The 17,970-nt window shown below is 51.5% G+C and carries 21 protein-coding genes; 8 read left to right on the top strand and 13 right to left on the bottom strand.

Features of this window, described 5'->3' with window-relative positions:
* Window positions 1–11: 11 nt before the first annotated feature.
* From groL to PCI15_RS06035, 3 genes are all read right to left on the bottom strand, one after another.
* Window positions 12–1,661: a chaperonin GroEL gene (groL, locus tag PCI15_RS06045; RefSeq protein WP_271273447.1), complete on the bottom strand. Its 1,650-nt coding sequence runs from the start codon at window positions 1,659–1,661 to the stop codon at window positions 12–14.
* A gap of 60 nt (window positions 1,662–1,721) precedes the next feature.
* A complete protein-coding gene (locus tag PCI15_RS06040) occupies window positions 1,722–2,015 on the bottom strand; it encodes a co-chaperone GroES (protein WP_271273446.1) in 294 nt (97 codons plus the stop codon).
* 240 nt (window positions 2,016–2,255) lie between these two features.
* Entirely contained in the window at window positions 2,256–2,741 is a 486-nt protein-coding gene (locus PCI15_RS06035; RefSeq protein ID WP_271273445.1) for an FxsA family protein, read from the bottom strand.
* A 396-nt stretch (window positions 2,742–3,137) separates the two neighbouring features.
* Between PCI15_RS06035 and PCI15_RS06030 the strand changes: the two genes are divergently transcribed.
* Window positions 3,138–3,899 carry an SDR family oxidoreductase gene (locus PCI15_RS06030; RefSeq protein ID WP_271273444.1) on the top strand — a complete coding sequence of 254 codons (762 nt, stop codon included), beginning with the start codon at window positions 3,138–3,140 and terminating at the stop codon, window positions 3,897–3,899.
* A 63-nt stretch (window positions 3,900–3,962) separates the two neighbouring features.
* On the opposite strand, the gene PCI15_RS06025 is transcribed toward PCI15_RS06030, so the two are convergent.
* The 10 genes from PCI15_RS06025 to mlaF all read right to left on the bottom strand — a co-directional run bounded on the left by PCI15_RS06025 (window position 3,963) and on the right by mlaF (window position 11,665).
* Window positions 3,963–4,892: a 2-hydroxyacid dehydrogenase gene (locus PCI15_RS06025; RefSeq protein WP_271273443.1), complete on the bottom strand. Its 930-nt coding sequence runs from the start codon at window positions 4,890–4,892 to the stop codon at window positions 3,963–3,965.
* A 94-nt stretch (window positions 4,893–4,986) separates the two neighbouring features.
* On the bottom strand, window positions 4,987–6,294 hold the full coding sequence (gene hisD, locus PCI15_RS06020; protein WP_271273442.1) for a histidinol dehydrogenase: 1,308 nt from the start codon (window positions 6,292–6,294) through the stop codon (window positions 4,987–4,989).
* Window positions 6,294–6,944 carry an ATP phosphoribosyltransferase gene (gene hisG, locus PCI15_RS06015; RefSeq protein WP_271273441.1) on the bottom strand — a complete coding sequence of 217 codons (651 nt, stop codon included), beginning with the start codon at window positions 6,942–6,944 and terminating at the stop codon, window positions 6,294–6,296. The genes hisD and hisG overlap by 1 nt, the downstream gene beginning before the upstream one ends.
* Window positions 6,945–7,025: 81 nt before the next feature.
* Complete coding sequence (murA, locus tag PCI15_RS06010) at window positions 7,026–8,288, bottom strand: UDP-N-acetylglucosamine 1-carboxyvinyltransferase (RefSeq protein ID WP_271273440.1); 1,263 nt, start codon at window positions 8,286–8,288, stop codon at window positions 7,026–7,028.
* A gap of 20 nt (window positions 8,289–8,308) precedes the next feature.
* Entirely contained in the window at window positions 8,309–8,551 is a 243-nt protein-coding gene (locus tag PCI15_RS06005; RefSeq protein WP_205659698.1) for a BolA family protein, read from the bottom strand.
* Window positions 8,552–8,675: 124 nt separating this feature from the next.
* Window positions 8,676–8,978: an STAS domain-containing protein gene (locus PCI15_RS06000; RefSeq protein WP_271273439.1), complete on the bottom strand. Its 303-nt coding sequence runs from the start codon at window positions 8,976–8,978 to the stop codon at window positions 8,676–8,678.
* Window positions 8,979–9,602: an MlaC/ttg2D family ABC transporter substrate-binding protein gene (locus tag PCI15_RS05995; protein ID WP_271273438.1), complete on the bottom strand. Its 624-nt coding sequence runs from the start codon at window positions 9,600–9,602 to the stop codon at window positions 8,979–8,981. It lies immediately after the preceding gene.
* 11 nt (window positions 9,603–9,613) lie between these two features.
* A complete protein-coding gene (gene mlaD, locus PCI15_RS05990) occupies window positions 9,614–10,072 on the bottom strand; it encodes an outer membrane lipid asymmetry maintenance protein MlaD (protein WP_271273437.1) in 459 nt (152 codons plus the stop codon).
* Between the two features lies 1 nt (window position 10,073).
* Window positions 10,074–10,853, bottom strand: a complete 780-nt coding sequence (gene mlaE / locus PCI15_RS05985) for a lipid asymmetry maintenance ABC transporter permease subunit MlaE (protein ID WP_271273436.1) — start codon at window positions 10,851–10,853, stop codon at window positions 10,074–10,076.
* Window positions 10,854–10,858: 5 nt separating this feature from the next.
* Window positions 10,859–11,665: a phospholipid ABC transporter ATP-binding protein MlaF gene (mlaF, locus tag PCI15_RS05980; protein WP_271273435.1), complete on the bottom strand. Its 807-nt coding sequence runs from the start codon at window positions 11,663–11,665 to the stop codon at window positions 10,859–10,861.
* A 422-nt stretch (window positions 11,666–12,087) separates the two neighbouring features.
* Between mlaF and PCI15_RS05975 the strand changes: the two genes are divergently transcribed.
* From PCI15_RS05975 to PCI15_RS05945, 7 genes are read left to right on the top strand one after another with little or no spacing between them, the layout of a single operon-like run.
* Window positions 12,088–13,062: a calcium/sodium antiporter gene (locus PCI15_RS05975; protein WP_336296731.1), complete on the top strand. Its 975-nt coding sequence runs from the start codon at window positions 12,088–12,090 to the stop codon at window positions 13,060–13,062.
* A 3-nt stretch (window positions 13,063–13,065) separates the two neighbouring features.
* Complete coding sequence (locus PCI15_RS05970; RefSeq protein WP_271273434.1) at window positions 13,066–14,040, top strand: KpsF/GutQ family sugar-phosphate isomerase; 975 nt, start codon at window positions 13,066–13,068, stop codon at window positions 14,038–14,040.
* Window positions 14,040–14,576: a KdsC family phosphatase gene (locus PCI15_RS05965; RefSeq protein ID WP_271273433.1), complete on the top strand. Its 537-nt coding sequence runs from the start codon at window positions 14,040–14,042 to the stop codon at window positions 14,574–14,576. The genes PCI15_RS05970 and PCI15_RS05965 overlap by 1 nt, the downstream gene beginning before the upstream one ends.
* The gene (gene lptC / locus PCI15_RS05960; protein WP_271273432.1) at window positions 14,573–15,142 is read left to right on the top strand and encodes an LPS export ABC transporter periplasmic protein LptC; all 570 of its coding nucleotides are present in this window, start codon (window positions 14,573–14,575) and stop codon (window positions 15,140–15,142) included. The genes PCI15_RS05965 and lptC overlap by 4 nt, the downstream gene beginning before the upstream one ends.
* Complete coding sequence (gene lptA / locus PCI15_RS05955; RefSeq protein ID WP_271273431.1) at window positions 15,132–15,662, top strand: lipopolysaccharide transport periplasmic protein LptA; 531 nt, start codon at window positions 15,132–15,134, stop codon at window positions 15,660–15,662. Before lptC ends, lptA begins: the two co-directional genes overlap by 11 nt.
* A complete protein-coding gene (gene lptB / locus PCI15_RS05950) occupies window positions 15,662–16,387 on the top strand; it encodes an LPS export ABC transporter ATP-binding protein (RefSeq protein WP_205659707.1) in 726 nt (241 codons plus the stop codon). Before lptA ends, lptB begins: the two co-directional genes overlap by 1 nt.
* Window positions 16,388–16,427: 40 nt before the next feature.
* Window positions 16,428–17,933 (top strand): RNA polymerase factor sigma-54, encoded by a 1,506-nt coding sequence (locus tag PCI15_RS05945; RefSeq protein WP_271273430.1) that lies wholly within the window; start codon window positions 16,428–16,430, stop codon window positions 17,931–17,933.
* The last annotated feature ends 37 nt before the right edge of the window (window positions 17,934–17,970 follow it).

Raw genomic sequence — 17,970 nt, 5'->3', positions numbered from 1 at the left:
CCGGGGGATGATTACATCATGCCGCCCATGCCACCCATGCCGCCCATGCCGCCCATGTCAGGCATAGCAGGTGCGCCGCCTTCAGCAGGTGCATCAGCGATCATCGCTTCAGTGGTGATCATCAGACCCGCAACAGACGCTGCCGCCTGCAGTGCAGAACGGGTAACTTTAGCCGGATCCAGGATACCCATTTCCAGCATGTCGCCGTATTCACCGGAAGCCGCGTTGTAACCGAAGTTACCTTCACCCTTCTCACGGATGTTAGAAACGATAACAGAACCTTCTGCACCGGCGTTTCCAACGATCTGACGCAGTGGCGCTTCCAGTGCACGGAAAGCCAGTTCCACACCGACGCTCTGATCGTGGTTGTCACCTTTCAGTTCACCAACCTTGTCCATTGCACGGATCAGGGCAACACCACCACCAGGGATAACGCCTTCTTCTACCGCAGCGCGGGTTGCATGCAGAGCATCTTCAACGCGGGCTTTCTTTTCTTTCATTTCTACTTCAGTCGCAGCACCAACCTTGATGACAGCAACACCGCCAGCCAGCTTAGCAACACGCTCCTGCAGCTTTTCACGGTCGTAGTCAGAAGAGGTTTCTTCCATCTGCGCACGGATCTGCTGAACACGGCTTTCAATCGCAGCAGCCTGGCCAACACCGTCAACGATGGTAGTGTTTTCTTTAGTGATAGAAACACGCTTCGCCTGGCCCAGCTGCTCCAGAGAAGCACCTTCCAGGTTCAGACCCACTTCTTCTGAAATCACAGTACCACCGGTCAGGATAGCGATGTCTTCCAGCATTGCCTTACGACGGTCACCGAAACCAGGCGCCTTAACAGCAGCAACCTTAACGATACCGCGCATGTTGTTAACAACCAGAGTTGCCAGCGCTTCGCCTTCAACGTCTTCAGCAATGATCAGCAGCGGACGGGAAGACTTGGCAACCTGTTCCAGGATTGGCAGCAGATCACGGATGTTAGAGATCTTTTTGTCAACGATCAGCATGAACGGGTTTTCCAGATCAACACTCATGCTGTCCTGGTTGTTGATGAAGTAAGGAGACAGGTAGCCGCGGTCGAACTGCATACCTTCTACTACGTCCAGTTCGTTTTCCAGACCGGTACCTTCTTCAACGGTGATAACACCTTCTTTACCGACACGCTCCATTGCTTCAGCAATGATGTCACCAACCTGAGAGTCAGCGTTCGCAGAGATAGTACCTACCTGAGCGATAGACTTAGTATCTGCACATGGCACAGCCATCGCCTGCAGCTGTTCAACAACCGCAGCAGCTGCTTTATCGATACCGCGCTTCAGATCCATAGGGTTCATGCCGGCAGCAACAGACTTCAGGCCTTCGTTAACAATCGCCTGCGCCAGAACAGTTGCAGTTGTAGTACCGTCACCGGCTACGTCGTTGGCCTGGGAAGCAACTTCCTTAACCATCTGAGCACCCATGTTTTCGAACTTGTCGCTCAGTTCGATTTCTTTAGCAACAGATACACCGTCTTTAGTGACAGTTGGCGCACCGAATGCTTTATCCAGTACAACGTTACGGCCTTTAGGGCCCAGTGTAGTTTTAACTGCGTCTGCCAGAATGTTTACACCAGCCAGCATGCGCTGACGCGCGTCATTACCAAATAATACGTCTTTAGCCATTTTGAAAATCCTGTATTCAATTCAAATAGATTGAAAAATTCTTACCGGGGCTGGCAGCAATTACGCTTCCAGAACACCAAAAATTTCGCTTTCGCTCATTACCAGCAGTTCTTCACCGTCAACTTTAACAACGTTAGAACCGGCGTACTGACCGAAAATAACCTGATCACCAACCTGAACGGTTAAAGCCTGAACTTCACCGGAGTTAGTTACACGGCCGTTACCAACAGCAACTACTTCACCCTGGTTAGGCTTTTCAGTTGCAGAACCTGGCAGAACAATACCGGAAGCAGTAGTTGCTTCTTCTTCTTTACGGCGAACAACAACACGGTCGTGTAGTGGACGAATTTTCATTGAATATCTCTCCTGATCCTTGTGATCAAAAAAAGTCGTTTATAGTTATTAAACCGCTCTTTTAGCTCTGAAGCCTTTGAAAAATAATAACTTCAGACCGAAGCAGAGCATGTTTTACATGTTTACAAAGTGATCTTCTGTATCACCTAATAAATGATGATGTTTAGCTAGATGGGGCCGGCAAAACGGTTTTCAACACTTATCATTAAAAAAAGTGTGATTTTTTCAGTAAACCCGGATTCAGTCTTCCCGGCGGTACTCGCCGTCGATCACATCGCCCTTATGCAGAGTAGACGAATCACGGGGATCGCGGGGATCTGCCTGGTGAAAGTCTCCCGGGCCGGCATGATGATGAAACCCCTGCGCCGGATTAATCAGGGTGACTTTACTTAATACCAGATCGGCAAAACGCTGGCGGGTAAACGGAATCAGACACAGGAAACCGATAACATCTGTCACAAATCCGGGGGTCAGTAGCAGTGCGCCGCCGACGGCCAGCACAATCCCTTCAACCATTTCACGACCCGGCATCTCACCGGTAGCCATTCTGCCCTGAGCGCGGCGCAGGGTTGAGAACCCCTGGTAGCGCAGCATGTTCACGCCAATAAACGCAGACAAGAGCACCAGACCAACTGTATTCCAGGCACCGATCGCCTGCCCGACATTGATCAGCAGGGTAATTTCAATAATCGGTACTATGATGAACAACAAAAATAAAAAGCGCATAACAAAAACCTGTCAGAAAACTCAATGTTGAGACTGCCTGTAGTTTACACCGGCAAACCCGGTTTAGTCCCGTGATTCAGGCTACTATGATTGTTCATATTTCGCGACCATTCCGTCCTGAACGGGTTACCCTGCCTGCACCTGAACAAAACCGACAAACCTGCAGCATAAAATATGCTGTCAGTACGTTATATTTTTTGCGCCGCGCAACAAACCCGACAAAAAGCACTATCAACAAACAACAACAATAATCATAACTAATTGATATAAAATAGATTTATAAATTTAATCAAGGAAGGCATGGACTTTTACGCATTTGCGGTATAACTTTTAGAAAACTTTGTTGCACTGCACATATAAAAACAAAAACACAACATCATTTAAGGTAGTCCGCAGATGGAATTAAAAGATAAAGTCATTGTTATCACCGGAGGCGGCCGAGGCCTTGGCCGCGCCATGGCACTTCAGGTTGCAGCAAAAGGTGCCAGACTTGCACTGGTTGACCTTGATCAGCAAGGTCTGGATGAAACCATCGGCCTGTGCATGGAACTGGGTACTGAAGCCCGGGGTTACATTGCTAATATCGCCGAAGAAGACGCCGTTACCGAACTGTTTGATGACATTGCGCAGGATTTTGGCGCCATTCACGGTCTGGTCAACAATGCCGGTATCACCCGCGACGGGCTGTTCATTAAAGTGAAAGACGGTAAAGTCGTCAGCAAAATGAGCCTGGATAACTGGAATCTGGTCATGGATGTCAACCTGACCGGTACCTTCCTGTGTGGCCGTGAAGCGGCTGTTAAGATGATCGAACTTGGCTGTGAAGGCTGCATCATCAACATTTCTTCCATTTCCCGCAATGGCAACATGGGCCAGACCAACTACACGGCGACGAAAGCCGGCGTACAGGCAATGGCGGTTACCTGGGCGAAAGAGCTTGCCCGCTACAACATCCGGGCAGCGTCAATTGCACCCGGTTATATCGGTACCGAGATGGTAATGAGCATGAAACCGGAAGCACTGGAAAAAATTGCTGCCGGCATTCCTGCCAAACGCCTGGGTAAGCCGGAAGAAATCGCCAGCACTGTCGCCTTTATTCTGGAAAACGATTACATCAACGGCCGCTGCATTGAGGTCGATGGCGCACTGCGCATCTGATCCGCTCTTCTGCTCAGACAAAAAAGCCAGCTATACGCTGGCTTTTTCTGTAAGAAATCCGGGTTAATACCCCAGCGTACGGTCAACGGCTTTCACCGGCAGCCCCAGCCCGATGGCATGGATATACTCTTTTGCCTGCTCAATCGCATCCCTGATGGATGTCGGCGCCGCGATGTGTGGCGTGATAATGACATTATCCATCGACCACAGTGGAGAATCCTGTGACAGAGGTTCGTACTCAAAGACATCCAGCATTGCCCCCCGCAGACGCTGCTTACGCAGCGAATCTATCAGGGCCGGGGAATCAACCACTTCTCCCCTGCCGACGTTAATCACAACCGCCTCCGGTAACAACTGTTCCAGCACCGGGCCGTTTACCAGCCCCTGAGTATGGGGGCTTGAAGGCAACAGGTTTACGAGTACCCGGGTGCCCCGTAAAAATGCAGACAAAGCATCCTGCCCGGTAAAACTTTCCACCCCGGCAACCACTTTTTCTGTGCGGCTCCAGCCCCGCACGATATAGCCATCATCGGACAGTCGCCGGGCAACCTGAGAACCAATCGCTCCCATGCCCAGAATGCCCACAGGCCAGTTACTGCGGGCATCAATTTTTTCCGGCTGCCAGACACTGCGGCGCTGCTGGCGCTGATAGGCATCAAAGTCCCGGCTGAAATGCAGTAAGCCGTACCGCACGTAATCGGTCATCCAGGTGGCCATACCGGCGTCCCGTAATTTCAGCACCGGCACACCTTCCGGCAGCCCCGGTAACGCCAGTAACTTATCCACACCGGCACCGAGATTAATGATGGCTTTAAGCTGGGTATGACGTTCAAACAGCGCCTGCGGTGGCTGCCAGACCAGCGCATAGTCTGCCTGCCAGTCCGGCATTTCTGTCTCCGACCATAACCGGCAGTCTGCACCGGGTAACAATTCTGTTACAGAGGGCAACCAGTCTGAAAAATCTTCACCACGGGCATAAAATACTACCTTCATAATGTCCTGCCGTCTGAGCCTTGTGAAAGGCCACTGTAAAACAAAAAAAAGCCCGGTAACAGTACCGGGCTTTTTTATAAACGATAGGGCGGGATCAGTCTTTGATCCGATACTCTGCCGACCGGGCGTGTGCCGTCAGGCTTTCACCACGGGCGAGCACAGATGCGACCTTACCCATTTCTGACGCCCCCTCTTCAGAGAACATAATCAGAGATGAACGTTTCTGGAAGTCATACACCCCCAGTGGCGATGAGAAGCGCGCGGTACCGGAGGTCGGCAACACGTGGTTGGGGCCTGCACAATAGTCACCCAGTGCTTCTGCAGTATAACGTCCCATGAAGATCGCACCGGCGTGCTTAATTTCAGGTAACAGGGCTTCAGGCTCAGCGATTGATAACTCCAGGTGCTCCGGCGCTACCCGGTTGCTGACAACGGCAGCAGCAGACAGATCAGGTACTTTAATCAGAGCAGCACGATCAGTCATAGATACACGGATAATGGCTTCACGCTCCATAGTCGGCAACAGCTTGTTAATGCTCGCTTCTACCTTGTCCAGGAACGCTGCATCCGGCGAAACCAGAATAGGCTGTGCATCTTCATCGTGTTCAGCCTGAGAGAACAGATCCATGGCAATCCAGTCAGGATCAGTCTGACCATCACAGATCACCAGAATCTCAGAAGGTCCGGCAATCATATCAATGCCCACCGCACCGAATACTGCCCGTTTCGCCGTGGCAACAAAAATGTTACCCGGGCCAACAATTTTATCGACCTTAGGCACCGTTTCGGTTCCGTACGCCAGTGCGGCTACCGCCTGCGCACCGCCTACGGAAAACGCCCGGTCTACACCGGATAACGCCGCTGCCGCCAGTACCAGTTGATTGACCTCACCGTCCGGCGTCGGCACAACCATGATCAGTTCTTCAACACCGGCAACCTTTGCAGGAATCGCGTTCATTAACACAGAAGACGGATAAGATGCCTTGCCACCCGGCACGTAAAGACCCACTTTATCCATTGGCGTGACTTTCTGGCCCAGCAAAGTGCCGTCAGCCTCACGGTACTGCCAGGATTCACCCAGCTGCTTCTCGTGATAGTCGCGAACCCGGTCAGCGGCAGTTTGCAACGCTTCTTTCTGATCCGCCGGCAAGGTAGCCAGCGCTTCCTGCAGCTGTTCTTTAGAGAACTCAAGCTCAGCCATTGAAGAAACATTAAGGCGGTCAAAACGGTTGCTGAACTCAACAACTGCTGCGTCTCCACGCTGTTTTACCTGCAGGAGAATATCATCAACAATGGCATTAACTTCTTTGTTAGAAACCGCTTCCCAGGCCAGCAGACTGTCCATCTGCGTGGCGAAATCTTCCTGCTGGCTGTCCAGCCGTAATACATTTAACTCAGCCATTACTTACCTTCACTCTTTCTTGCTTCTACTGCGGCGGCTAACTGCTCAATAATCGGTTGAATCTGACGATGCTTCATTTTCATCGCAGCCTTACCGACGACCAGCCGGGAACTGACATAAGCAATTTCTTCCAGCGGTACCAGACCGTTGGCACGCATGGTGTTACCGGTATCCACAATGTCCACGATCCGGTCAGCCAGCCCCATAATCGGCGCCAGCTCCATCGCACCGTACAGCTTGATGATGTCTACCTGATGCCCCTGACGGGCATAGTATTCTTTGGTGACATTGACAAACTTGGTGGCAACTTTAATCCGCCCGGATACCGGCGGCGCGTCCTTCAGAGATGCAGTCATCAGCTTACAGCGGGCAATGTCCAGATCCAGCGGTTCATAGACACCTTTGGCGCCGTACTCCATCAGCACGTCTTTACCTGCCACACCCATGTCTGCGCCACCATGTTCAACATACGTTGGCACGTCAGTGGCTCTGATCACAACCAGTTTAATGTTGTCATGGTTGGTATCAAAGATCAGTTTACGGCTGCTGAAGATATCTTCTGCAGGCAGGATATTCGCCGCTTCGAGCAACGGTAACGTGTCTTTCAGAATACGCCCTTTCGACAGGGCTATAGTCAATTGCTGTTTCATGTTCGCTGTTTGACAATCCGTAAAGAGGGCAGCGCCACAGCGCTGCTGAAAATAAATAAAAAGTCTGCTGGCAGAAAATGCTTAACCCGGCACCCGCTTAATCTTAGCGCCCAATAATTGCAGTTTTTCTTCAATGCACTCATAACCACGGTCAATGTGGTAAATCCGCTCAATGATGGTCTCACCTTCGGCAAGAATTGCAGCAATAACCAGACTTGCAGATGCCCGCAGGTCAGTCGCCATAACCGGCGCTGCTGTCAGCTTATCCACACCTTCCATGATTGCCGTATTACCTTCGATGGTGATCTTGGCACCCATGCGGGTCATTTCCTGCATATGCATGAAACGGTTTTCAAATACCGTTTCCTTAATGCGGCTGACACCTTCGGCCACAACATTCATGGCTGCAAACTGCGCCTGCATATCGGTTGGAAAAGCCGGATAAGGAGCCGTCACCAGGTTAACCGCCTTCGGCCGTTTACCGTGCATATCGAGTTCAATCCAGTCTTTGCCGGTTTTAATTTCGGCGCCGGCTTCTTCCAGCTTCTGGATAACCGCATCCAGAATATCAGGACGGGTATTCTTAACCCGGATAGAACCGCGGGTCGCTGCAGCGGCGACCAGATAGGTACCGGTTTCAATACGGTCAGCAACCACCGGGAAATGACAGGACTTCAGCGACGGTACACCGTTTACTGTAATTGTGTCCGTTCCGTGACCGGAAATATCAGCACCCATGGCAATCAGGAACTCAGCCAGATCCACCACTTCAGGTTCCCGTGCCGCGTTCTCGATAACACTCTGGCCTTCAGCCAGCGCTGCCGCCATCAGAATATTTTCGGTACCGGTTACTGTCACAGTATCGAAGAATACCCGGCCGCCTTTCAGACGTCCGTCACAGGTAGCACGGATAAAACCTTCTTCCAGTACAATGGTTGCACCCAGGGCTTCAAGGCCTTTAATGTGCAGGTCCACCGGACGGCTACCGATTGCACAGCCACCGGGCAGAGACACTTCCGCATGACCATAGTGAGCCAGCAGCGGTCCCAGTACCAGAATGGACGCCCGCATGGTTTTCACCAGCTCATATGGCGCAACAGTTGAATTGATGGTGCGGGTGTCAATTTCAACACTCAGCTTTTCGTCGACTGTCAGATCCACCCCCATCTGGCGTAACAGCTCCAGCATGGTCGTGATATCGTGCAGGTGAGGAAGGTTGCTGATAGTAACAGGTTCATCGGCCAGCAGACTTGCCGCCAGAATAGGCAACGCAGAGTTCTTTGCCCCGGAGATTTTTACATCGCCTTTCAGCCGGCTTCCACCGGTAATAATTAGTTTATCCATCGACGCTTTGCCTTATCAAATTAGTTCTGTAACTCAGCCCACTGTGCAGGCGTATAGGTTTTGATAGTCAGCGCATGAATACTGCCATTAGCGATTTCTTCAGCCAGACACTGGGAAACCATCTGCTGTTTTTTAACCGGACGTAAGCCTTCAAAAACCTCACCGACAACGGTTACCTGGAAATTACAGCCTTCACCTTCAGGATAGACAACACAACCTTCCAGTTTGCTCTCCAGTAACTGCTTAACTTGTTCGATTTGCATGCAAAATACCGCTTAAATTTGGGAGGAAAAATAACAGATGAAATGATAGCCGATTACGATATAAAAGGCGACGGAAGGATACACCGAAGCGGGGAATTCCTGAGACAAAGCAATCTCAGGAAGGTTATTTCCAGATCCGGCTGGACGACAGCCCGACCAGCTCCGCCATTTGCACCATTTCATCCGGGAAATGCAGAGCTTCGAGCGACAGATCATTTCGTTCAGCCAGACGCTGACAGCTTAGCCAGAATGCCAGCGCGGAGCTGTCGACACGGGAAATTTCAGAAAAATCCATCACGACCCGGCCAGTGCGTTCAGCCAGACGGGCTTCTGTCACCTGCCGGGCATGTTCGGCTGTCGCGAAAATCAGATCACCGCTTAACACCAGGGTATCCGGGGCGTGCGGTTTACAACTGAACGGTGCCATTTATTTGCTTACATCCGTTTCTACCTGGGCTTTCCAGTTGGCAATTACACCGCCAACATCACCGCGGTTTTTCTTCACCAGCGAAGCAAACTGATTCTTAAAGTTAAGACGCAGGTTAATACCGTCCAGATGAACGTTTACCAGCTTCCAGCCTTCGGGCTGTTCCAGCATGTAGTAATCCAGCTTGTATGTAGCACTGCCTCCGGAACGCACCTTAACACTGACGATCTGTTTGTTCGGCTTAGGGCTCGGACGGCCTTCAGGCAACAGTTCATAACCGGTAATTTCAAAGCCCACCAGCGCTTTGGCATAGGTTCTGATCAGGGTATTTTTGAAAACACCTGTAAACTCTGCCCGCTGTTCAGTGGTTGCCTTGCGGTAATATTTACCCATCACCCGCTTGGCGATGTAGTCAAAATCCACGACCGGCACCAGCAGCCGCTCAATTTCTGCCATCAGTGGCGTCACATCATCGCCGGCAGACAACCCTCCGTCACCCAGAACACTGATCATTTCAGCACTGGCTTTATCAACCGGCTCACTGGCAGCCTGCCATGACGCCAGGCTCACCGGGCTAAGAGCAACCAGTACCGCCAGACTAAAAACAGATAATAATTTACGCATAATTTTTCTCTTTATTCGGTCGCTTCATTAAACAGAAACTTACCAATCAGTTCTTCTAATACCAGCGCGGACTGAGTATCTTCAATAAAATCTCCGTCCTGTAGCATTTCTTCATCAGCACCGGTCGTAATCCCGATATATTTTTCACCCAGCAGGCCGGACGTCAGGATAGACGCAGAGCTGTCCAGACTCAGGTAATTTACATTCGAATCAATGGCCATCTCCACCCGGGCCATCAACTGATCCTCATCCAGAACAATTGCCGTTACCTGACCAATTTTAACCCCGGACATGGTTACCTTGGAGCGGGAGGTTAAACCGCCAATGTTTTCAAACAATGCATAGACTTTATAGCTGCGGTTACTCTCAGACAGAGTAAGTCCGCTTACGTTCAATGCCAGCACCAGCAGCGCCAGCGCACTGGCCAGCATAAAAAAGCCTACTGCTAATTCCAGTCCCCGGATTCGCATCTTATAAATCTCCAAACATCAAAGCAGTCAAAATAAAGTCCAGCCCAAGTACCGCCAGCGACGCATACACCACCGTGCGGGTCGTTGCCTGGCTGATACCTTCAGACGTCGGCACAGAGTCGTAGCCCTGATAAACCGCGATCCAGGTGACCGCCACACCGAAAACCAGTGCTTTGATCAACCCGTTTACAACGTCTTCAAAAAAGTCCACAGAGTTCTGCATATTAGACCAGAAAGAGCCTTCATAAATGCCCAGCCAGTCGACCCCCACCAGCATACCGCCCCAGATTCCAACAACGCTGAATATCATGGACAGCAGCGGCAGGCTGAGCATACCGGCCCAGAAGCGCGGCGCAATAATCCGGCGTAACGGATCAACCCCGATCATCTCGAGGCTGGACAGCTGCTCGGTGGCCTTCATCAGCCCTATTTCAGCGGTCAGTGCAGACCCGGCCCGTCCGGCAAACAACAGTGCGGTCACCACCGGCGACAATTCACGTACCAGGCTAAGGGCCACCATCTGCCCCACCGCCTGCTCAGAGCCGTAATCAACCAGAATGGTATACCCCTGCAGACTCAGCACCATGCCGATAAACAAGCCGGATACAATGATAATGATCAGCGACAGTACACCCACTGAATACAGTTGCTGAATGAATAACGGCCACGCCTGACGGCCCGGAATCGCAAAGACCGCCTGTGAAAGAATGATGCCGGAACGGCCAAATGCTTCCACCCTGTTCAGCCCGGCAGCCCCCAGCGCCTGAATTTTTGCAAACATTTTAGTTAACCCTGCATCAGCTGATCGAGATAATCATCAGCCGGAAAATGAAATGGGACCGGCCCGTCCGGCAGACCATCCAGAAACTGACGTACCTGGGGAGAATCGTTTTCGCGTAACTCAGCTGCCGTGCCATGCGCCAACACCTTAGCGTCGGCAATCAGGTAAATATAATCAGCAATGGCCAGTGTCTCGTTGATATCATGGGAAACAATGATACTGGTGTGCCCCAGCGCTTTGTTCAGGCGGGCAATCAGATTCACCAGCACCCCCATTGCAATCGGGTCCTGTCCGGTAAACGGCTCGTCATACATCACCAGATCCGGATCGAGCGCGATCGCCCGGGCCAGCGCAACCCGCCGCGCCATACCACCCGACAGTTCACTGGGCATCATATCCGCAGCGCCGCGCAATCCGACTGCATGAAGCTTCATCAGCACCACGTCACGGATCATCTGTTCGCTCAGGTCGGTATGTACACGGATTGGAAAAGCAACATTCTCGAACACTGTCATATCGGTAAAAAGTGCACCGCTCTGAAAAAGCATGCCCATTTTTTCCCGTACCCGGAACAGGTCTTTGCGGGAGAGCGCCGGGATATTGTCTTTCTCAAGAAGAATCTCGCCATTATCCGGTTTCAGCTGACCGCCGATCAGACGAAGCAAGGTCGTTTTACCCGTGCCGCTTGGCCCCATGACTGCAGTCACTTTCCCCCGGGGAATGCGAATATCAACGCCATCAAAGATTGCCCGGTCTCCCCGCGCAAAACTTAACTGTTTAATATCGATAATACTGTCGTCAAGATAACTCATCTTAAACTCTCGAACTCCCCACAGAGTTACTTCGGCAATATATTGAGAATGTGCAGCCTGACGCTAACGTCAGCCAGGTAAAAAAAGGGTTAATACACCGGCAAGCTGTGCAGTGGGTGTATTGACTGCAATTCCCCGTCAAAGTTTGGCTAACGGTTCAGTTATTTCGGTATATAGAAAGAACAGATACAGGATCTGGCGCCTGTCATAAGAAATACACGCAAACCGTCCGATATTCCCTGATCTCTGACTCAGTCAGCCAAAATCACATCAGCATAGCAACGAATAGCGCGCACTATACCAGAGCACCAACCCCGCCACCAAAAAAATCCCGCAGAAAAAGCCAATAAAATCAGCCTGCCGTTACACAGGCCTTGCACATCCGTCCGATTCTTCATTAAATATGCGGCTCATTCTTTTTCATGTTCGAGTCCCAAAAACTGATGCTTTACCCTATTCTTGCTTTGCTCACCGGTTTTGTTGTCCTGGTCTGGAGTGCTGACCGGTTTGTTGACGGTGCCGCCGCCACTGCCAAAAACTTTGGTATGTCGCCGATGCTGATTGGTTTAACCATTGTCTCATTCGGTACTTCAGCACCGGAAATTCTGGTATCAGCAATGGCTTCAACCAGTGGCGCCGGCGGTCTGGCAATCGGTAATGCCCTGGGCTCAAACATCGCCAATATCGGGCTCGTTCTGGGGGTTACAGCCCTGATTACCCAGCTGCCTGTAAAGTCCGGCGTACTCAAACGGGAAATCCCTCTGTTACTCGGTGTGACCCTGCTGGCAGGGCTGGTTCTTTTCGATCAGTATCTGGGGCTGACAGATGCCCTGATGCTTGCTGCTGCGCTGATTTTCAGCCTGTTCATGTTTGCCCGCTTCCAGAAGTCGGCCGAAAATGATGAGCTGGCCAGCGAAGAGGAAGAACTGCCGGATATGACAACGGCTAAAGCAGTGTTCTGGCTGATACTGGGCCTGGCGCTGCTGGCCGCGAGTTCACGGGCTCTGGTGTGGGGTGCCACCGAAATTGCGCTGGAACTGGGCGTCAGCGATCTGGTGATTGGCCTGACAATTGTTGCCATCGGCACCAGCCTGCCGGAACTGGCGGCCTCCGTTGCAAGCGCGCTTAAAGGCCACACGGATATCGCGATCGGTAACATTGTCGGCTCAAACATCTTTAATATTGCCGCGGTGATGGCAGTACCAGGTTTTCTGGCACCAATTGCGTTTGATGCGGTCGTAGTATGGCGTGACTATGGAGTTACCCTTGGCCTTACCGCGTTACTGCTGGTACTGGCACTGTGGCAAAAGCCACCCCGCATCAGCCGCCCGGAGGGCGCATTGCTGCTAATCGGCTATGCTGCGTATCTGGGTGTGCTATATAAGATGAGCGTTTAAGTAATGCAAGACACATTTAATTTTCTGGCTTCAGCGCGGCGCACTATCCAGATTGAACAGGCCGCAATTGCCGATCTGGAAGCACATTTAAACGGTGACTTCGATACCGCCTGCCAACTGGCACTCAACTGCAAAGGGCGGCTGATCGTCACCGGCATGGGAAAATCCGGTCATATCGGTAAGAAAATCGCTGCGACCCTGGCATCCACCGGCACGCCAGCATTCTTTGTCCACCCGGGGGAAGCCAGCCACGGCGACCTGGGCATGATGACACCGGAAGACCTGATCATTGCATTGTCTAACTCCGGTGAAACCAGTGAAGTAACCGCACTCCTGCCGTTAATCAAGCGCATGAATGCGCCTTTGATCAGTATTACAGGAAATCCGGATTCAACCCTGTCACGGTTTGCCAGTGCAAACCTGAATGTACAGGTCACAGAAGAAGCCTGCCCTCTCGGACTGGCACCCACATCAAGCACCACCGCTGCACTGGTAATCGGCGATGCTCTGGCCATTGCGTTACTGGAAGCCCGCGGATTCAGCGCTGAAGACTTTGCGTTTTCTCACCCCGGTGGCAGCCTGGGACGGCGGCTGTTGCTGAAAGTAGCTGACATCATGCACAGTGGCGATGAAATCCCGCTGGTCAGCCCTGATACGTCACTGGATAACGCCTTACTGGAAGTTACCCGTAAACGTCTGGGTATGACCGGTATTCAGGATGCAACCGGTAAACTCATCGGCATTTTCACCGACGGTGATTTGCGACGTACCCTTGACCAGAATGTCGACCTTAAACACACCCCGATCAGCCAGGTGATGACCCGCGAATGCACCACGGCCGAGGCAGAAATGCTCGCAGCTGAAGCCCTGCAAATCATGCAGAGCCATAAAATTAATGCCCTGATCGTACTGAACGAAGCAGGCACACCTGTCGGCGCACTGAACATGCATGACCTGCTACAGGCCGGAGTAATCTGATGCTGACCAATATCTCTGAAGCACTTATCCGGCAGATGCAAAACATACAGCTCGCGGTTTTCGATGTCGACGGTGTACTGACCGACGGCAAACTGAACTTTCTGCCCGACGGCAGCGAAATTAAAAACTTCAACACGCTGGATGGCCTTGGCATCAAAATGCTGCAAAAAGCAGGCATTCAAACGGCAATCATCACTGGCCGAAGCTCTCCTCAGGTTGAAAAAAGAGCAAAATCACTGGGCATTTCCTACCTGTATCAGGGACGGGAAGATAAGCTCACCGCACTTCAGGACCTGTGGGCAGATACCGGCTTTAACGCAGAAAATACCGCTTACATCGGCGATGACCTGCCAGATCTGGCTGCTATCCGGGCGGTTACTTTTGGTGCAACCGTCAACGGCGGCCATCAGTTTGTCCGCCAGCATGCCGACTGGTGCACCAGCCGTCAGGCCGGTCAGGGCGCCGGCAGAGAATTTTGTGAAACCATTCTGGCCGCGCAGAATAAACTTGATGCAATCTGGGCTGAATACCTGTGAGCATCCGTTCCCGCCTGCGTATATTCAGCGCCGTCATCATTGTCAGCATCAGCGTCTTCTATCTGGGCTGGCAGGACAGCACTAAGAAATCAGCGGAAAAATCCGATAAGCCGGCACACCCGCAGGCGGACTACTTCATCAAGCAAAGTCACGTCAAAGACTTTGCTACCGACGGGTTACAAACCCAGTCCCTGACCGCCGAATTCACCGAGCACTTGCCGACAAAGCAGCGCCTTGAACTGCAGAACCCTCATCTGCAATTTTACACAGACGGCAACATCACGCAGTCAGTCACCAGTAATCAGGCCGAAATGCCGGATAAAAACAAACACGTAGAGTTTATCGGCAATGTTATTGTCCGGGATCTTCAGCAACCTCAGCAGCAACAGACACTGAAGACGGAAACCCTGACGGTTTATACCGAGAAAAAGCTTGCGCAAACCGCCGCAAAAGTCACAATATCTGATCAGTCAGGCCGCACAACAGGTGTTGGCATGGAAGCTGATTTCAACGCCAACACTGTCGAATTGCAATCCCAAGTAAAAGGGCTTCACTATGTCAATTAGCCGTATTGCAACACCACTCATCCTGTTGTCAGCATTGTTTTCCGGGCTGGCAAACGCTCTGCCTGAAGACAAATCACAACCCATCCATATTGCCGCAGACAGCGCCAATATGAATGAGCTGACCGGGATTACGGTATACAAGGGTGCCGTCAATGTTCAGCAGGGCACCCTGAAGATCGAGGGCAGCACTGTCGAGTTACAACAAAAAAACGGCGGCGTCACGAACATCAAAGCATTGGGCAGCCCGGCTCACTATGAACAAAAGCCCAATAAGCAGGAACCGCTTACCCATGCGTATGGTAACAAGCTGGATTACGATACCAGCGCTGAAATACTGGTCATTACCGGGAAAGCTAAAGTCACGCAGGGCGGAGATGTCTTCACCGGTGACCGGATTGTGTACAACATGAAAAAAAGTACCATTGAAGCATTCAGCGACGACAAAGCTTCAAATGAACGGGTGATTATGGTTATTCAGCCAAAAGCAGCTCAAAGCAATGATAAGAGCGGCAACAATTAATGAGCAGTCTCAAAGCATTAAATCTGGCTAAAAGCTACAAAGGCAGATCCGTTGTAAAAGATGTCTCCATGCATATCGAGCGTGGACAGATTGTCGGCCTGCTGGGCCCTAACGGCGCAGGCAAAACCACCTGTTTTTATATGATTGTCGGACTGGTAGACGCTGATAAGGGCACGATCTTGCTCGATGATCAGGACCTCACCAAACAGGCCATGCATAACCGTGCCCGCAAAGGCATCGGCTACCTGCCACAGGAAGCGTCCATCTTCCGTAAGCTCAGCGTACGGAATAACATTATGGCGATCCTTGAAACCCGTCCGGAACTGAACAAACAGCAGCGCGAAGAAAAACTGGCCGAACTGCTGGAAGAATTTCATGTAACCCATCTGGCTGACAGTCTGGGGATGGCTTTATCCGGAGGCGAACGCCGCAGGGTTGAAATTGCCCGCGCCCTGGCAACAGAACCCAGCTTCATTCTTCTGGATGAACCCTTCGCAGGCGTGGACCCTATTTCGGTCACCGATATAAAAGCCACCATTAAACACCTGCAAAGCAAAAACATCGGCATCCTGATTACTGACCATAATGTGCGTGAAACATTAGATATTTGTGAACAGGCGTATATAGTCAGTGAAGGATATATTCTTGCCGCTGGCGCACCAGAAGATATACTGAGTAATCAGCAAGTGAAGCAGGCATATCTGGGCGAGCAGTTCCGCCTGTAGTTTTCTCCCTTTCCATTCTCTGACAGGTACAAGCAGTTATATGAAACAGGCGTTACAACTGAAGATTGGCCAGCACCTTACGATGACCCCGCAATTGCAGCAGGCGATTCGGCTGTTACAACTGTCAACGCTTGACCTGCAACAGGAAATCCAGGAAGCCCTCGACTCCAACCCTATGTTAGAAGTGGGTGAAGAAGAAGCAGCCGAAAACACTGAAGCGAAAGTCGAGCATGACGCCGACGCACCAGCCAGGCAGGAAACCACTGAAACAGTCAGTGCTGAACCGGAAGACACCCATGTAGCAGACAGTGACTGGAATGAAGACATTCCGGATGAGCTGTCAACGGACAGCCAGTGGGAAGATACCTTTCAGACGGCCACGCCGGCATCGACCAGCAATAATGACTTCAGCGACAGCAACTTTGAAGCCAATGATACGGCGGTAGAAACCCTGCAGGATCACCTGAACTGGCAGCTGAACCTGACGCCAATGAGCGAGCTGGATCAGTTAATTGCCACCAATATCATTGATGGAATTACCCCGGACGGCTACCTGAGCATTGAACTGGAAGCCATTCACGAGCACTTCACCAGCCAGGACGATTCACGCCTGCAGGAAACCGAACTCGACGAGATTGAAGCGGTGCTGCGCCGGGTGCAGCAATTTGACCCGCCGGGTGTTGCTGCCCGCGACCTGAGTGAATGCCTGTTACTGCAACTGGATCAGTTACCGGCTGACACCCCGTACCTCAAAGAAGCCCGTAAGATCGCCAGCCAGTACCTGCCGATTCTTGGCAGCCATGACTACAAACTGCTGATGCGTAAAACCCGGCTCAAAGAACCACAGTTACAGGCCGTGGTCGCCCTGATTCAGTCGCTGAATCCGAAGCCCGGTGCCACGATCACCACCAGCCATTCTGAATACGTCATACCTGACGTATTTGTCAGCCAGGACAAAGGTATCTGGCAGGTAAAACTCAGCCCTGAAGCCTCTCCCCGGTTACGCATCAATGACAGCTATGCAGACCTGATTAAACGGGCTGACAACAGCCCTGACAACACCTATCTCAAAAGCCATCTGCAGGAAGCGCGCTGGTTCATTAAAAGCATTCTCAGCCGTAATGAAACCCTCCTGAAGGTCACCCGTGAGATCGTCGCCCGCCAGCAGGACTTCCTGGAAGAAGGCGAAGAAGCCATGCGGCCAATGGTGCTGCATGATATTGCCGAAGCTGTCGACATGCATGAATCAACCATATCCCGGGTAACCACCCAAAAGTATATGCATACCCCGAGAGGTATCTTCGAACTTAAATATTTCTTCTCCAGCCACGTCAGCACGGACGGAGGCGGAACCTGTTCCTCCACCGCAATCCGTGCGCTGATAAAGAAACTGGTTGCTGCTGAAAACCCTGCCAAGCCGCTGAGTGATAATAAAATTACCCAGTTGCTGGATGAGCAGGGAATCAAAGTCGCCCGCCGAACCATCGCAAAATATCGTGAGTCTTTGAATATTCCACCTTCAAATGAACGAAAGCGTCTGGTTTAATGAAATTACGGATAACATCCGTAATGCACTAACAAGG

Origin of the sequence: Aliamphritea hakodatensis (genome assembly GCF_024347195.1) — a bacterium.
Classification (GTDB): Bacteria; Pseudomonadota; Gammaproteobacteria; order Pseudomonadales; family Balneatricaceae; genus Amphritea; species Amphritea hakodatensis.
Note: the sequence above shows the minus strand (reverse complement) of the source record. Positions and strands in the feature narration are given on the sequence as shown.